Origin of the sequence: Nonomuraea sp. NPDC048892 (assembly GCF_040649735.1) — a bacterium.
In the GTDB taxonomy this organism is placed as follows: Bacteria; Actinomycetota; Actinomycetes; order Streptosporangiales; family Streptosporangiaceae; genus Nonomuraea; species Nonomuraea maheshkhaliensis.
The window spans coordinates 34108-48973 of the sequence record NZ_JBEZFZ010000006.1; the positions used below are offsets into that span (position 1 = coordinate 34108).

General features: G+C 70.7%; 17 protein-coding genes. 11 read left to right on the plus strand and 6 right to left on the minus strand.

What is annotated here, in order from left to right; genetic code table 11:
- Positions 1 to 24: 24 nt before the first annotated feature.
- Both AB0C28_RS21100 and AB0C28_RS21105 read right to left on the minus strand, forming a co-directional pair.
- Positions 25 to 717: a response regulator transcription factor gene (locus AB0C28_RS21100; protein ID WP_357845546.1), complete on the minus strand. Its 693-nt coding sequence runs from the start codon at positions 715 to 717 to the stop codon at positions 25 to 27.
- Complete coding sequence (locus AB0C28_RS21105) at positions 714 to 1886, minus strand: ATP-binding protein (protein ID WP_357846633.1); 1173 nt, start codon at positions 1884 to 1886, stop codon at positions 714 to 716. Before AB0C28_RS21105 ends, AB0C28_RS21100 begins: the two co-directional genes overlap by 4 nt.
- A gap of 133 nt (positions 1887 to 2019) precedes the next feature.
- On the opposite strand from AB0C28_RS21105, the gene phoU reads away from it, so the two are divergent.
- From phoU to AB0C28_RS21125, 4 genes are all read left to right on the plus strand, one after another.
- Positions 2020 to 2664 carry a phosphate signaling complex protein PhoU gene (gene phoU / locus AB0C28_RS21110; RefSeq protein WP_346103193.1) on the plus strand — a complete coding sequence of 215 codons (645 nt, stop codon included), beginning with the start codon at positions 2020 to 2022 and terminating at the stop codon, positions 2662 to 2664.
- A 79-nt stretch (positions 2665 to 2743) separates the two neighbouring features.
- Complete coding sequence (locus tag AB0C28_RS21115) at positions 2744 to 3025, plus strand: hypothetical protein (protein ID WP_358076552.1); 282 nt, start codon at positions 2744 to 2746, stop codon at positions 3023 to 3025.
- Positions 3026 to 3138: 113 nt separating this feature from the next.
- On the plus strand, positions 3139 to 3588 hold the full coding sequence (locus AB0C28_RS21120) for a hypothetical protein (protein ID WP_357845552.1): 450 nt from the start codon (positions 3139 to 3141) through the stop codon (positions 3586 to 3588).
- Between the two features lie 40 nt (positions 3589 to 3628).
- The gene (locus AB0C28_RS21125; RefSeq protein WP_357845555.1) at positions 3629 to 4840 is read left to right on the plus strand and encodes a cytochrome P450; all 1212 of its coding nucleotides are present in this window, start codon (positions 3629 to 3631) and stop codon (positions 4838 to 4840) included.
- Between the two features lie 48 nt (positions 4841 to 4888).
- On the opposite strand, the gene AB0C28_RS21130 is transcribed toward AB0C28_RS21125, so the two are convergent.
- The 3 genes from AB0C28_RS21130 to mshA are packed head-to-tail and all read right to left on the minus strand — an operon-like array spanning position 4889 to position 7468.
- Positions 4889 to 5632 carry a phosphoglyceromutase gene (locus tag AB0C28_RS21130; RefSeq protein ID WP_357845558.1) on the minus strand — a complete coding sequence of 248 codons (744 nt, stop codon included), beginning with the start codon at positions 5630 to 5632 and terminating at the stop codon, positions 4889 to 4891.
- A 29-nt stretch (positions 5633 to 5661) separates the two neighbouring features.
- The gene (locus AB0C28_RS21135; protein WP_358076554.1) at positions 5662 to 6141 is read right to left on the minus strand and encodes a YbjN domain-containing protein; all 480 of its coding nucleotides are present in this window, start codon (positions 6139 to 6141) and stop codon (positions 5662 to 5664) included.
- A 52-nt stretch (positions 6142 to 6193) separates the two neighbouring features.
- Positions 6194 to 7468, minus strand: a complete 1275-nt coding sequence (gene mshA, locus AB0C28_RS21140; RefSeq protein WP_357845564.1) for a D-inositol-3-phosphate glycosyltransferase — start codon at positions 7466 to 7468, stop codon at positions 6194 to 6196.
- Positions 7469 to 7585: 117 nt separating this feature from the next.
- On the opposite strand from mshA, the gene AB0C28_RS21145 reads away from it, so the two are divergent.
- The 3 genes from AB0C28_RS21145 (at position 7586) to AB0C28_RS21155 (ending at position 11990) form a co-directional block, all read left to right on the plus strand.
- Positions 7586 to 8329, plus strand: a complete 744-nt coding sequence (locus AB0C28_RS21145) for an SDR family NAD(P)-dependent oxidoreductase (RefSeq protein ID WP_358076557.1) — start codon at positions 7586 to 7588, stop codon at positions 8327 to 8329.
- On the plus strand, positions 8322 to 9116 hold the full coding sequence (locus AB0C28_RS21150) for a class I SAM-dependent methyltransferase (RefSeq protein ID WP_357845569.1): 795 nt from the start codon (positions 8322 to 8324) through the stop codon (positions 9114 to 9116). Before AB0C28_RS21145 ends, AB0C28_RS21150 begins: the two co-directional genes overlap by 8 nt.
- 129 nt (positions 9117 to 9245) lie before the next feature.
- Positions 9246 to 11990, plus strand: coding sequence for an AbfB domain-containing protein (locus AB0C28_RS21155; protein ID WP_358076560.1), 2745 nt, complete (start codon positions 9246 to 9248; stop codon positions 11988 to 11990).
- An 18-nt stretch (positions 11991 to 12008) separates the two neighbouring features.
- On the opposite strand, the gene AB0C28_RS21160 is transcribed toward AB0C28_RS21155, so the two are convergent.
- Positions 12009 to 12512, minus strand: coding sequence for an O-acetyl-ADP-ribose deacetylase (locus AB0C28_RS21160; protein ID WP_357845576.1), 504 nt, complete (start codon positions 12510 to 12512; stop codon positions 12009 to 12011).
- 87 nt (positions 12513 to 12599) lie between these two features.
- Between AB0C28_RS21160 and AB0C28_RS21165 the strand changes: the two genes are divergently transcribed.
- The 4 genes from AB0C28_RS21165 to AB0C28_RS21180 are packed head-to-tail and all read left to right on the plus strand — an operon-like array spanning position 12600 to position 14842.
- Positions 12600 to 12956 (plus strand): BlaI/MecI/CopY family transcriptional regulator, encoded by a 357-nt coding sequence (locus tag AB0C28_RS21165; protein WP_358076562.1) that lies wholly within the window; start codon positions 12600 to 12602, stop codon positions 12954 to 12956.
- Positions 12953 to 13858, plus strand: coding sequence for a M56 family metallopeptidase (locus AB0C28_RS21170; protein WP_357845582.1), 906 nt, complete (start codon positions 12953 to 12955; stop codon positions 13856 to 13858). Before AB0C28_RS21165 ends, AB0C28_RS21170 begins: the two co-directional genes overlap by 4 nt.
- A gap of 60 nt (positions 13859 to 13918) precedes the next feature.
- A complete protein-coding gene (locus AB0C28_RS21175) occupies positions 13919 to 14410 on the plus strand; it encodes a helix-turn-helix transcriptional regulator (RefSeq protein ID WP_357845585.1) in 492 nt (163 codons plus the stop codon).
- A 3-nt stretch (positions 14411 to 14413) separates the two neighbouring features.
- Complete coding sequence (locus tag AB0C28_RS21180) at positions 14414 to 14842, plus strand: hypothetical protein (RefSeq protein WP_357845587.1); 429 nt, start codon at positions 14414 to 14416, stop codon at positions 14840 to 14842.
- Positions 14843 to 14866 lie beyond the last annotated feature (24 nt).

Genomic DNA, 14866 nt, shown 5'->3' on the forward strand with positions numbered 1-14866 from the left:
CGGACACGGCCGTGCCGGGGTCCTTCACTCCTCGGTGGCGTCGAACTTGTAGCCCAGACCGCGCACGGTCAGGATGCACCGCGGGTTGGACGGATCCGCCTCGATCTTGGCGCGCAGCCGCTTGACGTGGACGTCGAGCGTCTTGGTGTCGCCCACGTAGTCGGCGCCCCAGACGCGGTCGATGAGCTGACCCCTGGTGAGCACCCGCCCGGCGTTGCGCAGCAGCACCTCCAGCAGCTCGAACTCCTTCAGCGGCAGCTGCACCTGCTGGCCGCGCACGGCGACGACGTGGCGGTCGACGTCCATCCGCACCGGGCCGACGGCCAGCACGGCCGTCTCCAGCTCCTCGACGAGGTCGCCCTGGCGGCGCAGGACCGCGCGGATGCGGGCGACCAGCTCGCGCGAGGAGAACGGCTTGGTGACGTAGTCGTCGGCGCCCAGTTCGAGGCCCACGACCTTGTCGATCTCGCTGTCCTTGGCCGTCAGCATGATGACCGGCACCTTGGAGCGCTGCCGCAGCGAGCGGCACACCTCCGTGCCGGGCAGCCCTGGCAGCATCAGGTCGAGCAGCACCAGGTCGGCGCCGTTGCGGTCGAACGTGTCGAGCGCTTCGGGCCCGGTCGCCGCGACCGACACCTCGAAGCCCTCCTTGCGCAGCATGTAGGACAGGGCGTCGGAAAAGGACTCCTCGTCCTCGACGACGAGAACACGGGTCATGGGGCTGCCTCCAGGGGAATCGAGGGTGGTACTGCCACCGCCGTGCCGCCGAAGGCGGGCAGGCGGAGCGTGAAGGTGGAGCCGGACCCTTCCTTGCTCCAGACGGACACCTCGCCCGCGTGCGCGGCGGCGACGTGTTTGACGATGGCCAGGCCGAGCCCGGTGCCGCCGGTGGCGCGCGACCGGGCCGCGTCGACGCGGAAGAAGCGCTCGAAGATGCGTTCCAGCGCCTCCTCGGGGATGCCGATCCCCTGGTCGCTGACGCTGATCTCGACCGAATCGCCCGCGGGCCGCACGCTGACGACGACCCTCGTGTGCTCGGGACTGTAGGCGACGGCGTTGTCGATCAGGTTGCGCAGGGCGGTGACGAGCAGTTCGACGTCGCCCCAGATGCGCAGGCCCTCGGTGCCGCCGGTGACGAGCGTGATGTCCTTGGCGGAGGCCCTGGTGTTGCAGTGGTCTATGGCATCGGACACGGCCTCGTCGATCACGACCTGGCCGGGGGTGGGGATCGGCTCGGCGCCCTGGATCCGGCTGAGCGTGATCAGGTCCTGGATCAGGTAGTTGAGCCGGGCCGCCTCCAGCTGCATGCGCCCGGCGAAGCGGCTGACCGCCTCGGGGTCGTCGGCGGCGTCCTGGATGGTCTCGGCCAGCAGGCTCATGGCGCCCACCGGGGTCTTCAGCTCGTGGCTGACGTTGGCGACGAAGTCGCGGCGTACGGCCTCGACCCTGCGCCGCTCGGTCTGGTCCTCCGCCAGCACCAGAACCTGGCCGTAGGAGCCGAGGGGGGCGACGCGGACGGCGAAGTTCGTGGTCTCCTGGCCGAACTTGTGGCCGGCGACGTCGATCTCGCTCTCGCGGATCTCGCCGTCGCGGCGTACCTGTCTCGCCAGGGCGAGCAGCTCCGCGGCCATCAGCCGGTCGCCCTTGACCAGCCCGAACGCCCGCGCCGCCGAGCTGGCGCGCAGCACGCGGTCGTGGGCGTCGAGGACCACGGCGGACGAGGGCAGCACGGCCAGCACGGACGCGACGCCCTGTGGCAGTGCGGCGCCTGTCTCGGCGCTGTCGGCGGCGGCGGTGCGGCTGGGGGCCTCGATCTGATTGCGGTAGAAAAGGACCGCCAGGGCGCCCACCACGAACCCGGCCAGGGCCGCGAAGCTCATGGCCATCTCACTCATGTCTCCGATGGTAGGCGGCGTTTTCGCAGGGACAGACCCCCTCATCAGGGGATGAACGCCCCTTTCCTGGAAAGTTCATCTGGCCGTAGGGGTTCGTTCATCGAGCGAGTCGTACGGTGACGGCATGCGTGACGCGTACCACGAAGAACTCGACGCACTGACCGACAAGCTGGTCGAGATGACCCGCCTTGTCCGCTCGGCGATCTCCCGTGCCACCACCTCCCTCCTCGACGCCGACCTCACCCTCGCGGAGAGCGTCATATCCCGCGACGAGGAGGTGAACGCGACCTTCGCCGACATCGAGACCTCGATCTTCGAGCTGATGGCCAGGCAGCAGCCGGTCGCGGTGGATCTGCGGATGGTCATCACGGCGCTGCGCATGGGCACGGACCTCGAACGGATGGGTGACCTCGCCGTCCACGTCGCCAAGGTCGCCCGGCTGCGGCACCCCGACTCGGCCATCCCGCCCGAGCTGCGCTCCACCATCCTGGAGATGGGTCAGATCGCCGAGACGCTGGTCACGAAGGCCGGCAGCTGCGTGGCCTCGCGCGACGTCGAGTCCGCGCTCGAACTGGAGCAGGACGACGACGCGATGGACCGGCTGCATCGGCGGCTGTTCAGGAAGATCCTGTCCAAGGAGTGGGAGCACGGGGTCGAGCCGGCGATCGACATCACGCTGGTGGGACGCTATTACGAGCGGTACGCCGACCATGCGGTACGGGTGGCGCAGGACGTCGTCTACCTCGTCACCGGGACCCGCCCGAGCTGACGACCGGGGCCGGGCTTGACGCCGGGACGGGATGGTCCATGCTGGGCCGGGTACGGGTGCCGTTCTGGAGGTCTGGCCGATGGCGGAGGAAGAGGCGCGCGCGAGCGGGCGGTGTTTCGCGTGCAAGCGCACGTTCAGCGCCGCCCCGGAGATGGTGGAGACGGTGCTGATCGACCCTGAGACCGGCCTGCCACCGGGTTTCACCGTGCTCGGCACCTTCCGCCCGGCCGGCCCGGACGCCGTGGCCCGCTCCGCCGACCAGCCGATCTGCCCCGACTGTCTGGAGAAGGCGGCGGAGTTCTGGAAGTCCTACAACGCGCCGCCACCCACCTGGCCGAGCTGGCCCCCGCCCACGGACTGACCCCGTCCCCGCGGGTCGATGACGCGGTTCTTCACAACTCCTGGATCTCGGCATACCGTACGTAAAGTACGTACTTGACGATAATTGCGGAGTTGATGCCGGTGGAGCCTCCGGTGAGAGAGTTCGTCGACCGGATGGGGCTGGTCATGGAGCGGGTGGGCGGCACGCGGACGATGGGCCGCCTGCACGCCTGGCTCATGGTCTGCGACCCCCCCGACCAGTCGCTCACCGACCTGGCGGCCGAGCTCGGCGTGAGCAAGACCGCGGTCAGCACCGTCGCCAGGCAGATGGAGCTGATCGGCATGGCCGAGCGGGTGCCCACGGCCGGTCGCGAGCACCGCTACCGGATGGCCGACGGCGGCTGGACGCACGCGATACGGGTTCAGCTCGCCGGCCTGCAGGTCGGTCTCGACGCGCTGGACTTCGGGCTGTCGGTGCTCCCCGAGGACCGGTCAGAGCCGCGCGCCCAGCTGACGGAGGCGCGCGAGTTCTTCGCCTTCCTCATGCAGGACACCGACCGGCTGGTCGAGCGCTGGGAGGAATACCGCGAGAAGTCGTCATGACGTACGCCACAGCAGAGGGATCCTCAACCAAGGAGTGACGATGGCGCACATCGTCGAACGGTACGACGTCCCCAAGCAACTGTTCTGGCTGCACGGGCCCCGGACGGGCCCGGCCGTCGAGTTCGACGCACGGACCGGGATGTGGTCCGTGTACGGATACCCGGAGCTGCAGGAGGTGCTCGGCGACCCCGCGACCTTCTCCTCCGACACGATGCGGGTGGTGCCGAAGGACCTGGTGCCGAAGGACGGCTTCTCGCTGGAGGGCTTCATCACCCAGATCGACCCGCCGGAGCACGGGAAGCTGCGCAAGCTGGTGAGCAGCGCGTTCACCCGCAAGGTGGTCGCGGACCTGGAGCCGCGGATTGCCGCGATCACCCACGAGCTGCTCGACGCGGCGCGGGAGGGCGAGCGGTTCGAGCTGGTGCGCGACCTGGCCTATCCGCTGCCGGTCATCGTCATCGCCGAGCTGCTCGGGGTGCCCAGCGGTGATCGCGCGCTGTTCAAGCGATGGGCGGACGCGCTGTTCCAGCGGGACGCCGACATCTCGGTCAACCCGTCTCCCGAGGAACGCGGCGCGGCGCTGGAGGCCACGATGAAGCCGTGGCGGGAGATGAGCGACTACCTGGCCGGCCACGCGGCCGAGCGCCGCAGGGAGCCGCGCGCCGACCTGCTCACCAGGCTGGTCGAGGCCGAGGTGGACGGCGAGCGCCTGCCGGACGAGCAGGTGGTCAACTTCGCCATCCTGCTCCTGCTGGCCGGGCACATCACCACGACGATGCTGCTCGGCAACACCGTGCTGTGCCTGGACGCCTTCCCCGATCAGCAGGACAGGGTGCGCGCCGACCGCGCCTCGGTCCCGGCCGTGATCGAGGAGTCGCTGCGGCTGTTCACGCCGTTCGCGCTGCTCGGCCGGGCCACCACGCGTGAGGCCGAGCTCGGCGGGGTGACCATCCCGGCCGATCAGCTGGTGATGTGCTGGATGGCCGCGGCGAACAGGGATCCGCGGCAGTTCGGGGACCCCGAGGCGTTCGATCCCGATCGCGATCCCAACCCGCACCTGGCGTTCGGCCGGGGCATCCACTTCTGCCTGGGCGCGCCCCTGGCCAGGCTGGAGGGGCGGATCGCGCTGAACATCCTGCTCGACCGCTTCGCCGTCCTGCGTACCGATCCGGAGGACTCCGTGGAGTTCATCCAGGCGCCGTCGCTGACCGGGCTGCGCCGCCTTCCGCTGCTCGGGAAGCCGTCGGTGTGAGGTCGCGGGGCGGGGGCGCGTGCCCCCGCCCCCGCGGCGACCTGAGGGTCAGCGGCCCTGGTTGGCGACGGCTTCGATGGCGGCCTTGGCGGCCTCGGGGTCGAGGTATTCGCCGCCCCGCCGCACCGGACGGTAGTCGGCGTCGAGCTCGTAGACCAGCGGGATGCCCGTCGGGATGTTGAGCCCGGCGATGGTCTCGTCGTCGATGCCGTCGAGGTGCTTGACCAGGGCCCGCAGGGAGTTGCCGTGGGCGGTCACCAGGACGGTGCGGCCGGCCGCCAGGTCGGGGACGATCTCGTCGTACCAGTACGGCAGCATCCGGTCGACCACGTCCTTCAGGCACTCCGTGCGGGGCATCAGCTCGGAGGGCAGCAGGGCGTAGCGGGCGTCTCCCGCCTGGGAGTATTCGTCGTCGTCGGCGATCGGAGGCGGGGGCGTGTCGTACGAGCGGCGCCAGAGCATGAACTGCTCGTCGCCGAACTCCTCGCGGGTCTGGGCCTTGTTCTTGCCCTGGAGGGCGCCGTAGTGGCGTTCGTTGAGCCGCCAGCTGCGCTTGACCGGAAGCCAGAGCAGGTCGGCCTGCGCCAGCGCCAGCTGGGCCGTCTGGATGGCCCGGGTCAGCAGGCTGGTGTGCAGGACGTCGGGACGCACCCCGGCGTCCTGGAGGAGTCTGCCGCCGCGCCGCGCCTCGTCCTCGCCCTTGGCCGACAGGCTCACGTCCACCCAGCCGGTGAACAGGCCCTTCGCGTTCCAGTCACTCTCGCCGTGCCTAAGCAGCACCAAAGTCGCCATGCGGCCAATCCTATGGTTCCCAGGAGGAGTCACCGGTCCGGGTCGGCGAAGCGGGCGAAGGCCTGGAGGTTGGCCAGCGACTCCCCCCGCTTGGCCCGCCATTCCCACTCCCGCCTGATCGACGAGGCGAACCCGAGCTCCAGCGCCCGGTCGAACCACTCGTCCGAGTACGTCAGCACGCACCCCAGCAGCCGGTCGATCTCCTCCTCCGTGACGGCGGTCAGCGGCAGGCGGCCGACCAGGTAGACGTCACCGACGGGGTCGAGGGAGAAGTGCACCCCGTACATCGAGCCGTTCTTGCCCAGCAGCCAGCGGTAGAACTCCGTGTGGTTCTCGTCGGGCTGCCGGCAGAAGAACGCCTCGACGTGCAGCATCCGCTCCCCCACGATCAGCCAGGTCATGGTGGCGAGCTTGTGCTGCCCGGGCAGTTTGACGAGGAACGCCCCCGGCCGCGGCTCGTCATAGGAGACGTCCGCGGCCTTGAGCGCGGCTTCGACGACTTCGCGCATGCCGCCCAGGCTAGAACAAAGTACGGTCGGAAAGCGCGGTCAGACAGTACGGTCAGACAGCGGCCACGGGGACGGGGTGCAGGTTCGCGACGGCGGCGGCGTAGACCTCCCTGAGGTGGGAGGCCGTGGACTGCCAGCCGAACGCGGCGGCGTGCGTGCGCGCCCCCGCCGAGAGCTGGTCGCGCCAGCGCGGCTCGGTGAGGAAGCGGCGCAGCGCCCGCGCCCACTGGGAGGGGTCGTGGCCGTCCACGAGCAGGCCGGAGATCTCATCCAGTACGGCCGTGCGCAGCCCTCCGACGGCCGCCGCGGCCACCGGCGTGCCGCACGCCTGCGACTCCAGCGCCACGAGCCCGAACGACTCGCTGTAGGAGGGCACGACCGTGACGGAGGCGGCGCGGTACCAGTCGGCCAGCTCCTCCTGGGGAGCGGGAGGCACGAGGCGGACGACGTCCGAGATGCCCAGCTCGGTGGCCAGCTCCGCGAGGAACGAGGGCCGGGCCAGGCCGTTGCCCGACGGGCCTCCGACGCAGGCCACCACCAGGCGCCCGCGCAGGGAGGGGTCGTCGATGAGCATCCTGGAGGCGGCTCGCAGCAGCACGTCCGGCGCCTTGAGCGGCTGGATGCGGCCGACGAACAGCAGCACGTGGGCGTCCTGCGGCAGGCCGAGCCGGTGCCGGGCGGCGCCCTGTGAAGCGGGCTGGAAGAGGGTGAGGTTGACGCCGGGGTTCACGACCACGACGCGGCCGGGGGCGGCGCCGTACAGGTCGATCAGCTCGGACGCCTCCTCCGAGGTGTTGGCCACGAGGCGGTCGGCGATGCTCACGACCTGTTCCTCGCCGACCACGCGCGCCTGGGGCTCGGGACGGTCGCCCTGGGCGAGCAGCCGGTTCTTGACCTTGGCCATGGTGTGCATGGTGTGCACGAGCGGAACGCCCCAGCGCTCCTTGGCCAGCCAGCCGACCTGGCCGGACAGCCAGTAGTGGGAGTGGATGACGTCGTAGCGGCCCGGGTCGTAGACGGCCTCGGTGCGCAGCACCTCCGACAGGAACGCGCAGAGCTGGCCGGGCAGGTCGGCGCGGTCCATCTCCTCGTAAGGACCGGCCGTCAGGTGACGGACGAGGACGCCGGGGACGAGTTCGGCCACGGGCGGGAGGTCACGGGCGGTGGCCCGGGTGAAGATCTCCACCTCCACGCCGAGCTCGGCCAGCCGTTTGGCGGACTCGACGATGTACACGTTCATGCCGCCGGCGTCGCCCGTCCCGGGCTGGTCCAGCGGTGACGTGTGCATGCTGATGGTCGCGACCCGGCTCACCCGTCGTCGCCTCACTCGACATCACCTCCAAGCGATGTACAACAAAGCCGAATTTTTCGACATTCCCGACAGACAGTCACAACCGGGGGTGCACAACCGCCGTCCGCGAGCCCGCCTGGCAGGATGTGACACATGCGGAAGACGGCTGTGGTGACCGGTGCGAGCAGCGGGATCGGAGAGGCGACCGCGCGGCGGCTGGCCGCCGAGGGGTATGACGTGGTGGCGGGGGCGCGCCGTCGCGAAAGGCTGGAGAAACTGGCCGCGGAGACACCCTCGATCAGGCCGGTGACGCTCGACGTGACCTCGCAGGAGTCGGTGGACGCGCTGGCCGCCTCGCTGGAGCGCTGCGACGTGCTGGTCAACAACGCCGGCGGCGCCTACGGCCTCGAACCGGTGGCCGAGGGCCGGCTGGACGACTGGCAGCGCATGTACGACGTCAACGTGCTCGGCTCCCTGCGCGTGACCCAGGCGCTGCTGCCCCGGCTGGTGGAGTCGGGTGACGGGGTGCTGGTCATGCTCACCTCCACGGCGGCGTTCGACGCGTACGAGGGCGGCGGCGGTTATGTGGCGGCCAAGCACGCCCAGCGCACGATGGCCGAGACCCTCCGGCTCGAACTCGTCGGCAAGCCCGTGCGGATCGTCGAGATCGCCCCGGGCATGGTGCGGACGGAGGGCTTCGCGGTCACCCGGTTCAGGGGCGACGAGGCCGCCGCCGCCCGCGTGTACGCCGGCGTGCCCGACCCGCTGACCGCGGGCGACGTGGCCGACGCCATCGCCTGGGCGGTGACCAGGCCCGCCCACGTGAACATCGACCGCATGGTCATCCGCCCGCGGGCGCAGGCCGCCCAGCACAAGGTGCACCGGGTCGGTGGCTAAGCCCGTCGGGGCGATCACCCGGGGGACGACCGGGCACAACCGGCTGCGGCGCGGCGACCGCTGGATCGCCGCCGTGCACGGCCCGCTGCTGCGCTCGGCCGGGCGGCCGCTCGTGGTCGATCTCGGGTACGGCGCGTCGCACACGACCACGCTGGAGCTGTTCACCCGGTTGCGCCGGGTGGTGCCGGGGGTGGAGGTCGTGGGGATCGAGATCGACCCGGCCCGGGTGGCGGTGGCGAAGCCGTACGAGCGGGAGGGGCTGAGCTTCCGGCTGGGCGGCTTCGAGCTGCCGGTCCCGCGCCCGCCGACGCTGGTGCGCGCCTTCAACGTGCTGCGGCAGTACGGCGAGGAGGACGCCTGGCGGTACTGGGACGTGCTGACCGGGCGGCTGGCCCCCGGCGGCGTCCTGGTCGAGGGCACCTCGTCGGAGAACGGGCGGCGGGCGGTCTGGGCGGGGCTGGCGGCCGGCGGGCCGCGGACGATCACGTTCTCCGCCAGGCTGGACGCCTTCGAGCGGCCGTCCGATCTGGCCGACCGGCTGCCCAAGACGCTCATCCACCGGAACGTGCCGGGTGAGCGGATTCATGCGTTCCTGAGCGACTTCGATCGGGCCTGGGCGGTCAGCGCCCCCTACGGCGCGCACGGGCGGCGGCAGCGGTGGCTGGCCGCGATCCAGGCCCTGTCGGGCTCCTGGCCGGTGCCGATGCGGCCGCCGCTGGGCGGCGTGGCGCGGTGGCGGCTCGGCGAGCTGACCCTTCCGTGGTCGGCCGTCGACCCTCGCGTCTGAAAAATCGCAAGAATTGGTCTATTTCGCACAGGTGATCTTCGGTATATGGTCACGGTGCGATCTAACTCGTTCAAGTTCGGTCGCAACCTGTCGGGGGGAGTCAGCACCGGTCCTCGTCAAGGAGCCGAGATGAGCAGATTCTCAGGCTGGGCCCGCCGCCTCACCGCGGTGCTGGTCCTCTCAGGAACAGTCGTCGCCTTACCCGTGCAGGAGGCGCTGGCGGCGCCCCCGCTGACCACCCCATGGACCGCCGAGGTGAGCCCGGACAACGCGTTGCCGGAGTATCCGCGGCCCCAGCTCGTCCGCCCCGAGTGGCAGAACCTCAACGGCCTGTGGCAGTTCGCCGCGACCGGCTCCATCACCACCCCGCCGACCGGGCAGAACCTCGCCGAGCAGGTGCTGGTGCCGTACCCGATCGAGTCGGGGCTGTCGCGCGTCCAGCGGCACGAGGACCGCATGTGGTACCGCAGGACCTTCACCGTGCCCGCCGCCTGGTCGGGCCGCCGCGTGCGGCTCAACTTCGGCGCGGTGAGCTGGGAGACCCGCGTGTGGGTGAACGGCACCTCGGTCGGCACCCACACCGGCGGCTACGACCCGTTCGGCTTCGACATCACCCCGGCCCTGCGCGCCGGCGCCAACGAGCTCATCGTCGGCGTGTACGCCCCGGTCGACGGCACGGGCGCCCCGATCGGCAAGCAGCGCCGCTCACCCGGCGGCATCTTCTACACCGCCCACTCCGGCATCTGGCAGACGGTGTGGATGGAGCCGGTCAACGCCGCGAGCATCACCCAGCTCGACACCGTGCCCGACGTGGCCGCCGGGCAGCTCGACCTGGTGGTGCAGGCGGCCGGGGCCTCCGGTCAGCAGGTGCGGGCCGAGGTCATGACCGGTGGCACCGTTGTGGGCACCGCGACCGGCGCGATCGGGGCGCACCTGCGGGTGCCGGTGCCGAGCGCCCGGCTGTGGACGCCCGACGACCCCTTCCTGTACGACCTCAGGGTCACGCTGACGGGCACCGGCGGCGGCGACGTCGTGTCCGGATATTTCGGGATGAGGTCGGTGGGGAAGGCCGTCATCGGCGGCGTGCTGCGCCCCACGCTCAACGGCAGGTTCCTCTACCAGCTCGGCACCCTCGACCAGGGCTACTGGCCCGACGGCATCTCCACCGCCCCCACCGACGCGGCCCTGCGCTTCGACCTGGAACAGCAGAAGGCGCTCGGCTTCAACACCGTGCGCAAGCACGTCAAGGTCGAGCCCGCCCGCTGGTACTACTGGGCCGACCGGCTCGGCCTGCTGGTCTGGCAGGACATGCCCTCGATGCGCACCGGCGTCACCCCCTCCACCGCCGACCGCGCCAATTTCGAGAGCGAGCTGCGCCGCATGATCGACCACCTGCGCGGGATCACCTCGATCGTGCAGTGGGTGCCGTTCAACGAGGGCTGGGGCGAGTACGACCCCGCCCGCATCGCCGACCTGGTCAAGAGCTGGGACCCGACCCGCCTGGTGAACAACAACTCCGGCTCCAACTGCTGCGGCTTCGACGGCGGCAACGGCGACGTGGTGGACGACCACATCTACGTCGGCCCGGGGACGCCGCAGCGGCCCAGCGCGAGCCGGGTGGCCGTGCTCGGCGAGTTCGGCGGCCTCGGCCTGCTCAGCCCCGGCAACCAGTGGCCTGGCACCGGCTTCGCGTACGAGATGACCGCGAACCAGACGGCGCTGACCGACCGCTACGTCTCGATCAACGAGCAGCTCAAGCCGCTGATCACGGACAACGGGCTGTCGGCCTCGATCTACACCCAGCCCACGGACGTCGAGAACGAGGTCAACGGCCTGTGGACGTACGACCGCCGGGTGCTGAAGATGAACGGCGACCGCGTCCGCGCCGTCAACCGCTCGGTCATCCAGTCCGCCACCGGCCTGGTGACGGGCGGGCTCACCTCGCTGCGCGTCACCACCTCCGGCCACACCGACCGCTTCCTGCGCCACCAGAACGACCTGGCCCGCACGGACGTGGTCAACGCCGCGAGCGCGGACGGTCTCAAGCTGGACGCCACTTTCCGGGTGCGGGTCGGGCTGGCCGACGGCGCGTGCGTGTCGTTCGAGTCGCGCAACCTGCCCGGTCGTTTCCTGCGGCACTCCGGCTACCGGGTGCGCGCGGACGCCCGTGACGGGACGGCGCTGTTCGACCAGGACGCCACGTTCTGCGTCCGGCCCGCACAGGCGGGAACCGGCGTGTCGCTGGAGTCGCGCAACCTGCCAGGACACTTCCTGCGCCACTTCTCCGACGCCGTCTACGTGGCGCGCAGCGGCGGCCCGAACGCGTGGGACAGCCCCGCGTCGTTCGCCGCCGACGTCACCTGGCTGCCCGCGACGCCCTGGTGGCGCAGCGGGGCCGACCTGACCGTCGGGGCGGCGCAGTCGCTGCGGGTGACGACGCCGGGGTTCACCGACCGGTATCTGCGCCACCAGAGCTCGCTGGCGCGCACCGACGTGGTCAACGCGGGCAGCGCGCAGGTGCTCAAGGAGGACGCCACGTTCTACGTCCGCCGGGGGCTGGCCGACGGGAGCTGCTACTCCTTCGAGTCGCGCAACTTCGCCGGGCACTACCTGCGGCACGCGGACTTCCGGGTGCGCAAGGACGCCCGTGACGGGACGGCGCTGTTCGACCAGGACGCCACCTTCTGCGCCCAGCCGCCCAGGGCCGGGGGCACGGGGGTGACGCTGGCGTCGTACAACATCGCCGGGCACGCCGTGCGGCACTACGCCGAGGCCGTGCACATCGCGGTGCCGGGCGGCTCGCACGCCTTCGACAACGCCGTGAGCTACGACCAGGACGTGACCTGGGCGGTCGCGCCGCCGTGGGCGCCCTGATGTGAGTTCGGGGCGCGCTCAGAGGCGCGCCCCGAACGCGGCGTACGCGGCACTGTCGAACAGCACGAACCTGACCTCCTCCACCGACGTCTCCGCCCGCCGGACCGTCTCCACGGCGATCCCGGCGGCGTCGTCCATCGGCCAGCCGAAAATGCCGGTCGAGATCGCGGGAAAGGCCACCGAGGCGGCCTCCAGGGAGTCGGCCACCCGCAACGACTCCCGGTAGCAGGAGGCGAGCAGCTCCGAGCGGTCCTCCGAGACGGAGTGGACGGGCCCGACCGTGTGGATCACCCAGCGGGCGGGCAGCCGGCCGGCCGTGGTCGCCACGGCCTGGCCGGTCGGCAGGCCGCGGCCGTAGTGGCTCGCGCGCAGCCTCCTGCACTCGGCCAGGATCTCCGGCCCGCCCCGGCGGTGGATGGCGCCGTCCACGCCTCCGCCGCCGAGGAGGGAGGAGTTGGCGGCGTTGACCACCGCGTCCACGGCCTGCTCGGTGATGTCGCCTTGGACGAGCGTGAGCTTCATGATGCCGACACTCTCACGACACCTCATTTCAGGAAGGCACGCCACCCGGATGCCAGCTCGACACGTTGTAGAGCTACCCTGAATGGTGTGAAGGGTCTTGGCGAGCTTGAACGCAGCATCATGGACATCCTCTGGGCGGAGAGCAGCGCGCTGACCGCCCGCGAGGTCGGCAAACTGATCGCCGACCGCGACCTGGCCCCCACCACGGTCATGACCGTTCTCGACCGGCTCACCCGCAAGGGCTTCCTCGAACGCACCCGCGACGGGCGCGCGTGGAGATATCAGCCGGCCGAAAGCCGCGACGCCTACATCGCCGAGCTTATGCTTGAAGCCCTGGACCTGACGGGCGACCGCTCGGCCGCCCTGACCCGCTTCGCCCAGGCAGTGTCGGACCCAGAGGCGGAGATCCTGCGCAGAGCCCTTACGGAGCTGGAGGACGAGTGATCACGGCAGCGGTGCTGGCAGCGCTCGCCACGGCGTGCGCGGTCGGCTCCTGGCGTTTCACCACGGCCCGGTGGACCTCGCGCGCCCCGCGCCTGGCCATCATCCTCTGGCAGTCACTCGGCGTCTCGTGGGGCCTGGCCACCACCGGGGCCATGCTCGCCTACGCCGTCCAGCCCTACGACGTCGGCGCCCTGCCGGGGCTCATCGCGTTCGCGCACGGGCAGGCGCCCGCGCAGGCGTGGGACCCGCTGCACGTGCTGGCCCTGATCGCAGGGCTCACCGCGCTCGCGGTGCTGATCGTGGTGCTGCTCACCGCGGGCGTGCAGGCGCTGCGGGCCCGCCGCAGGCACCGCATGCTGCTCACGCTGATCTCCCACGACGACCCGGGCGTGCCGGGCGTGCGGGTGCTGGCCCATCCCAGCGCCGCCGCCTACTGCGTGCCGGGGCTGCGCTCGCAGGTCGTGGTCAGCGAGGGCGCGCTCAAGCTGCTGTCGGAGGACGAGCTGGCGGCTGTCCTCGCGCACGAGGCGGCGCACGTACGCGAGCGCCACGACCTGGTGCTGCTGCCCTTCGCCGCGCTGCGCCGGGCGATGCCCTGGTCGAAGGTGGTGGCCGAGGCCCAGGCGCAGGTGGAGCTGCTCATCGAGATGGCCGCCGACGACCGGGCCCGCCGCTACTGCTCGCCGCGCCGGCTGGCGACGGCGCTGCTCAGGTTCGGCACGGCGGGCGCCATGCCGACCCCGCACGGCATGCTGGGCGTCCAGGCGCAAAATGTCATGGCCAGGGTGAATCGCCTGGTCAAACCCCTTCCCGAGCTGTCCACGTCGGTGCGCTACGGCTTCATCGCGCTGTCTGTGAGTTTGGTCACCAGCACCCCGCTCCTGTGGATTTTCCAGCTGTAATGCTTGCTGGAGTTAATCACCGCGTTTGCATTTGCAAGCAGCGCGAGGCAGACTACAGGCATGGCACTACCCAAGGTCGGCTCGATCGGTGAATACATCCGTGATCAGCGGCAGCAGGCGAAGATCTCGCTGCGCCAGCTGGCCGCGGCTGCCGGGGTCTCCAACCCCTACCTGAGCCAGATCGAGCGTGGGCTGCGCAAACCGAGCGCGGAGATTCTCAACCAGATCGCCAAAGGACTGCGCATCTCCTCACAGGCGCTCTACGTGCAGGCGGGCCTCATCGAGGACCGCGAGCCGCCGAGCGATGTGATCACCGCGATCCGGGCCGACGCGAATCTCAGCGAACGGCAACGCCAGGTGCTGATCGACATCTACGAGTCGTTCCTCAAGGAGAGACGCGCCGAAGACGAGCAGACCTCCCAGAATGCCCGTCCCCGGCACGACTCCGATACGGACGACGAGCCGCTGCCCGAGGAGTTTCTCGCCGCACTTGAGCCCTTTGCGGCAACTTCACGCAACGGCAACGTCACCCAGGAAACCAAGGAAGGTTAACCCATGACGCTCGCCACCGAGGTCAAGAAGCTCACCGAGTCCAAGCCGTTCTACGCGGTCGCCGGCGCCGGCGACTACGCGGTCGAGAAGCTGCGCGAGCTGCCCGAGCAGCTGCTGAAGCTGCAGTCGCGCCGCACGGAGCTGGCCAAGGACCTGCCGGTCAAGGCCCGCGAGTACGCCGACAAGGCCGAGGGCATCGCCAGGGAATTCCCTGAGAAGGCGCGCGAGTACGCCGACCAGCTCTCCCACAAGGCCACCGAGGTCTACGAGGACTTCGCCACGCGCGGCCGCAAGGTCGTCAGCAAGACCACCGGCGAGGCCGCGCTGGAGCTGGAAGAGGTGTCGGTGGCCGCCGAGCCGCCCGTCGCCGAGCCGATCGAGCCGGCCAAGAAGACCCGCACCACCAAGACCACGAAGACCACTCAGGCCTGACCAGGCTCGCTGGGCCCGTCTCCC

Coding starts and splice junctions, on each gene's coding strand:
- AB0C28_RS21100 (WP_357845546.1), bottom strand. CDS start 717: ATGACCCGTGTTCTCGTCGTCGAGGACGAGGAGTCCTTTTCCGACGCC.
- AB0C28_RS21105 (WP_357846633.1), bottom strand. CDS start 1,886: ATGGCCATGAGCTTCGCGGCCCTGGCCGGGTTCGTGGTGGGCGCCCTG.
- phoU (WP_346103193.1), top strand. CDS start 2,020: ATGCGTGACGCGTACCACGAAGAACTCGACGCACTGACCGACAAGCTG.
- AB0C28_RS21115 (WP_358076552.1), top strand. CDS start 2,744: ATGGCGGAGGAAGAGGCGCGCGCGAGCGGGCGGTGTTTCGCGTGCAAG.
- AB0C28_RS21125 (WP_357845555.1), top strand. CDS start 3,629: ATGGCGCACATCGTCGAACGGTACGACGTCCCCAAGCAACTGTTCTGG.
- AB0C28_RS21130 (WP_357845558.1), bottom strand. CDS start 5,632: ATGGCGACTTTGGTGCTGCTTAGGCACGGCGAGAGTGACTGGAACGCG.
- AB0C28_RS21135 (WP_358076554.1), bottom strand. CDS start 6,141: ATGCGCGAAGTCGTCGAAGCCGCGCTCAAGGCCGCGGACGTCTCCTAT.
- AB0C28_RS21145 (WP_358076557.1), top strand. CDS start 7,586: ATGCGGAAGACGGCTGTGGTGACCGGTGCGAGCAGCGGGATCGGAGAG.
- AB0C28_RS21155 (WP_358076560.1), top strand. CDS start 9,246: ATGAGCAGATTCTCAGGCTGGGCCCGCCGCCTCACCGCGGTGCTGGTC.
- AB0C28_RS21160 (WP_357845576.1), bottom strand. CDS start 12,512: ATGAAGCTCACGCTCGTCCAAGGCGACATCACCGAGCAGGCCGTGGAC.
- AB0C28_RS21175 (WP_357845585.1), top strand. CDS start 13,919: ATGGCACTACCCAAGGTCGGCTCGATCGGTGAATACATCCGTGATCAG.
- AB0C28_RS21180 (WP_357845587.1), top strand. CDS start 14,414: ATGACGCTCGCCACCGAGGTCAAGAAGCTCACCGAGTCCAAGCCGTTC.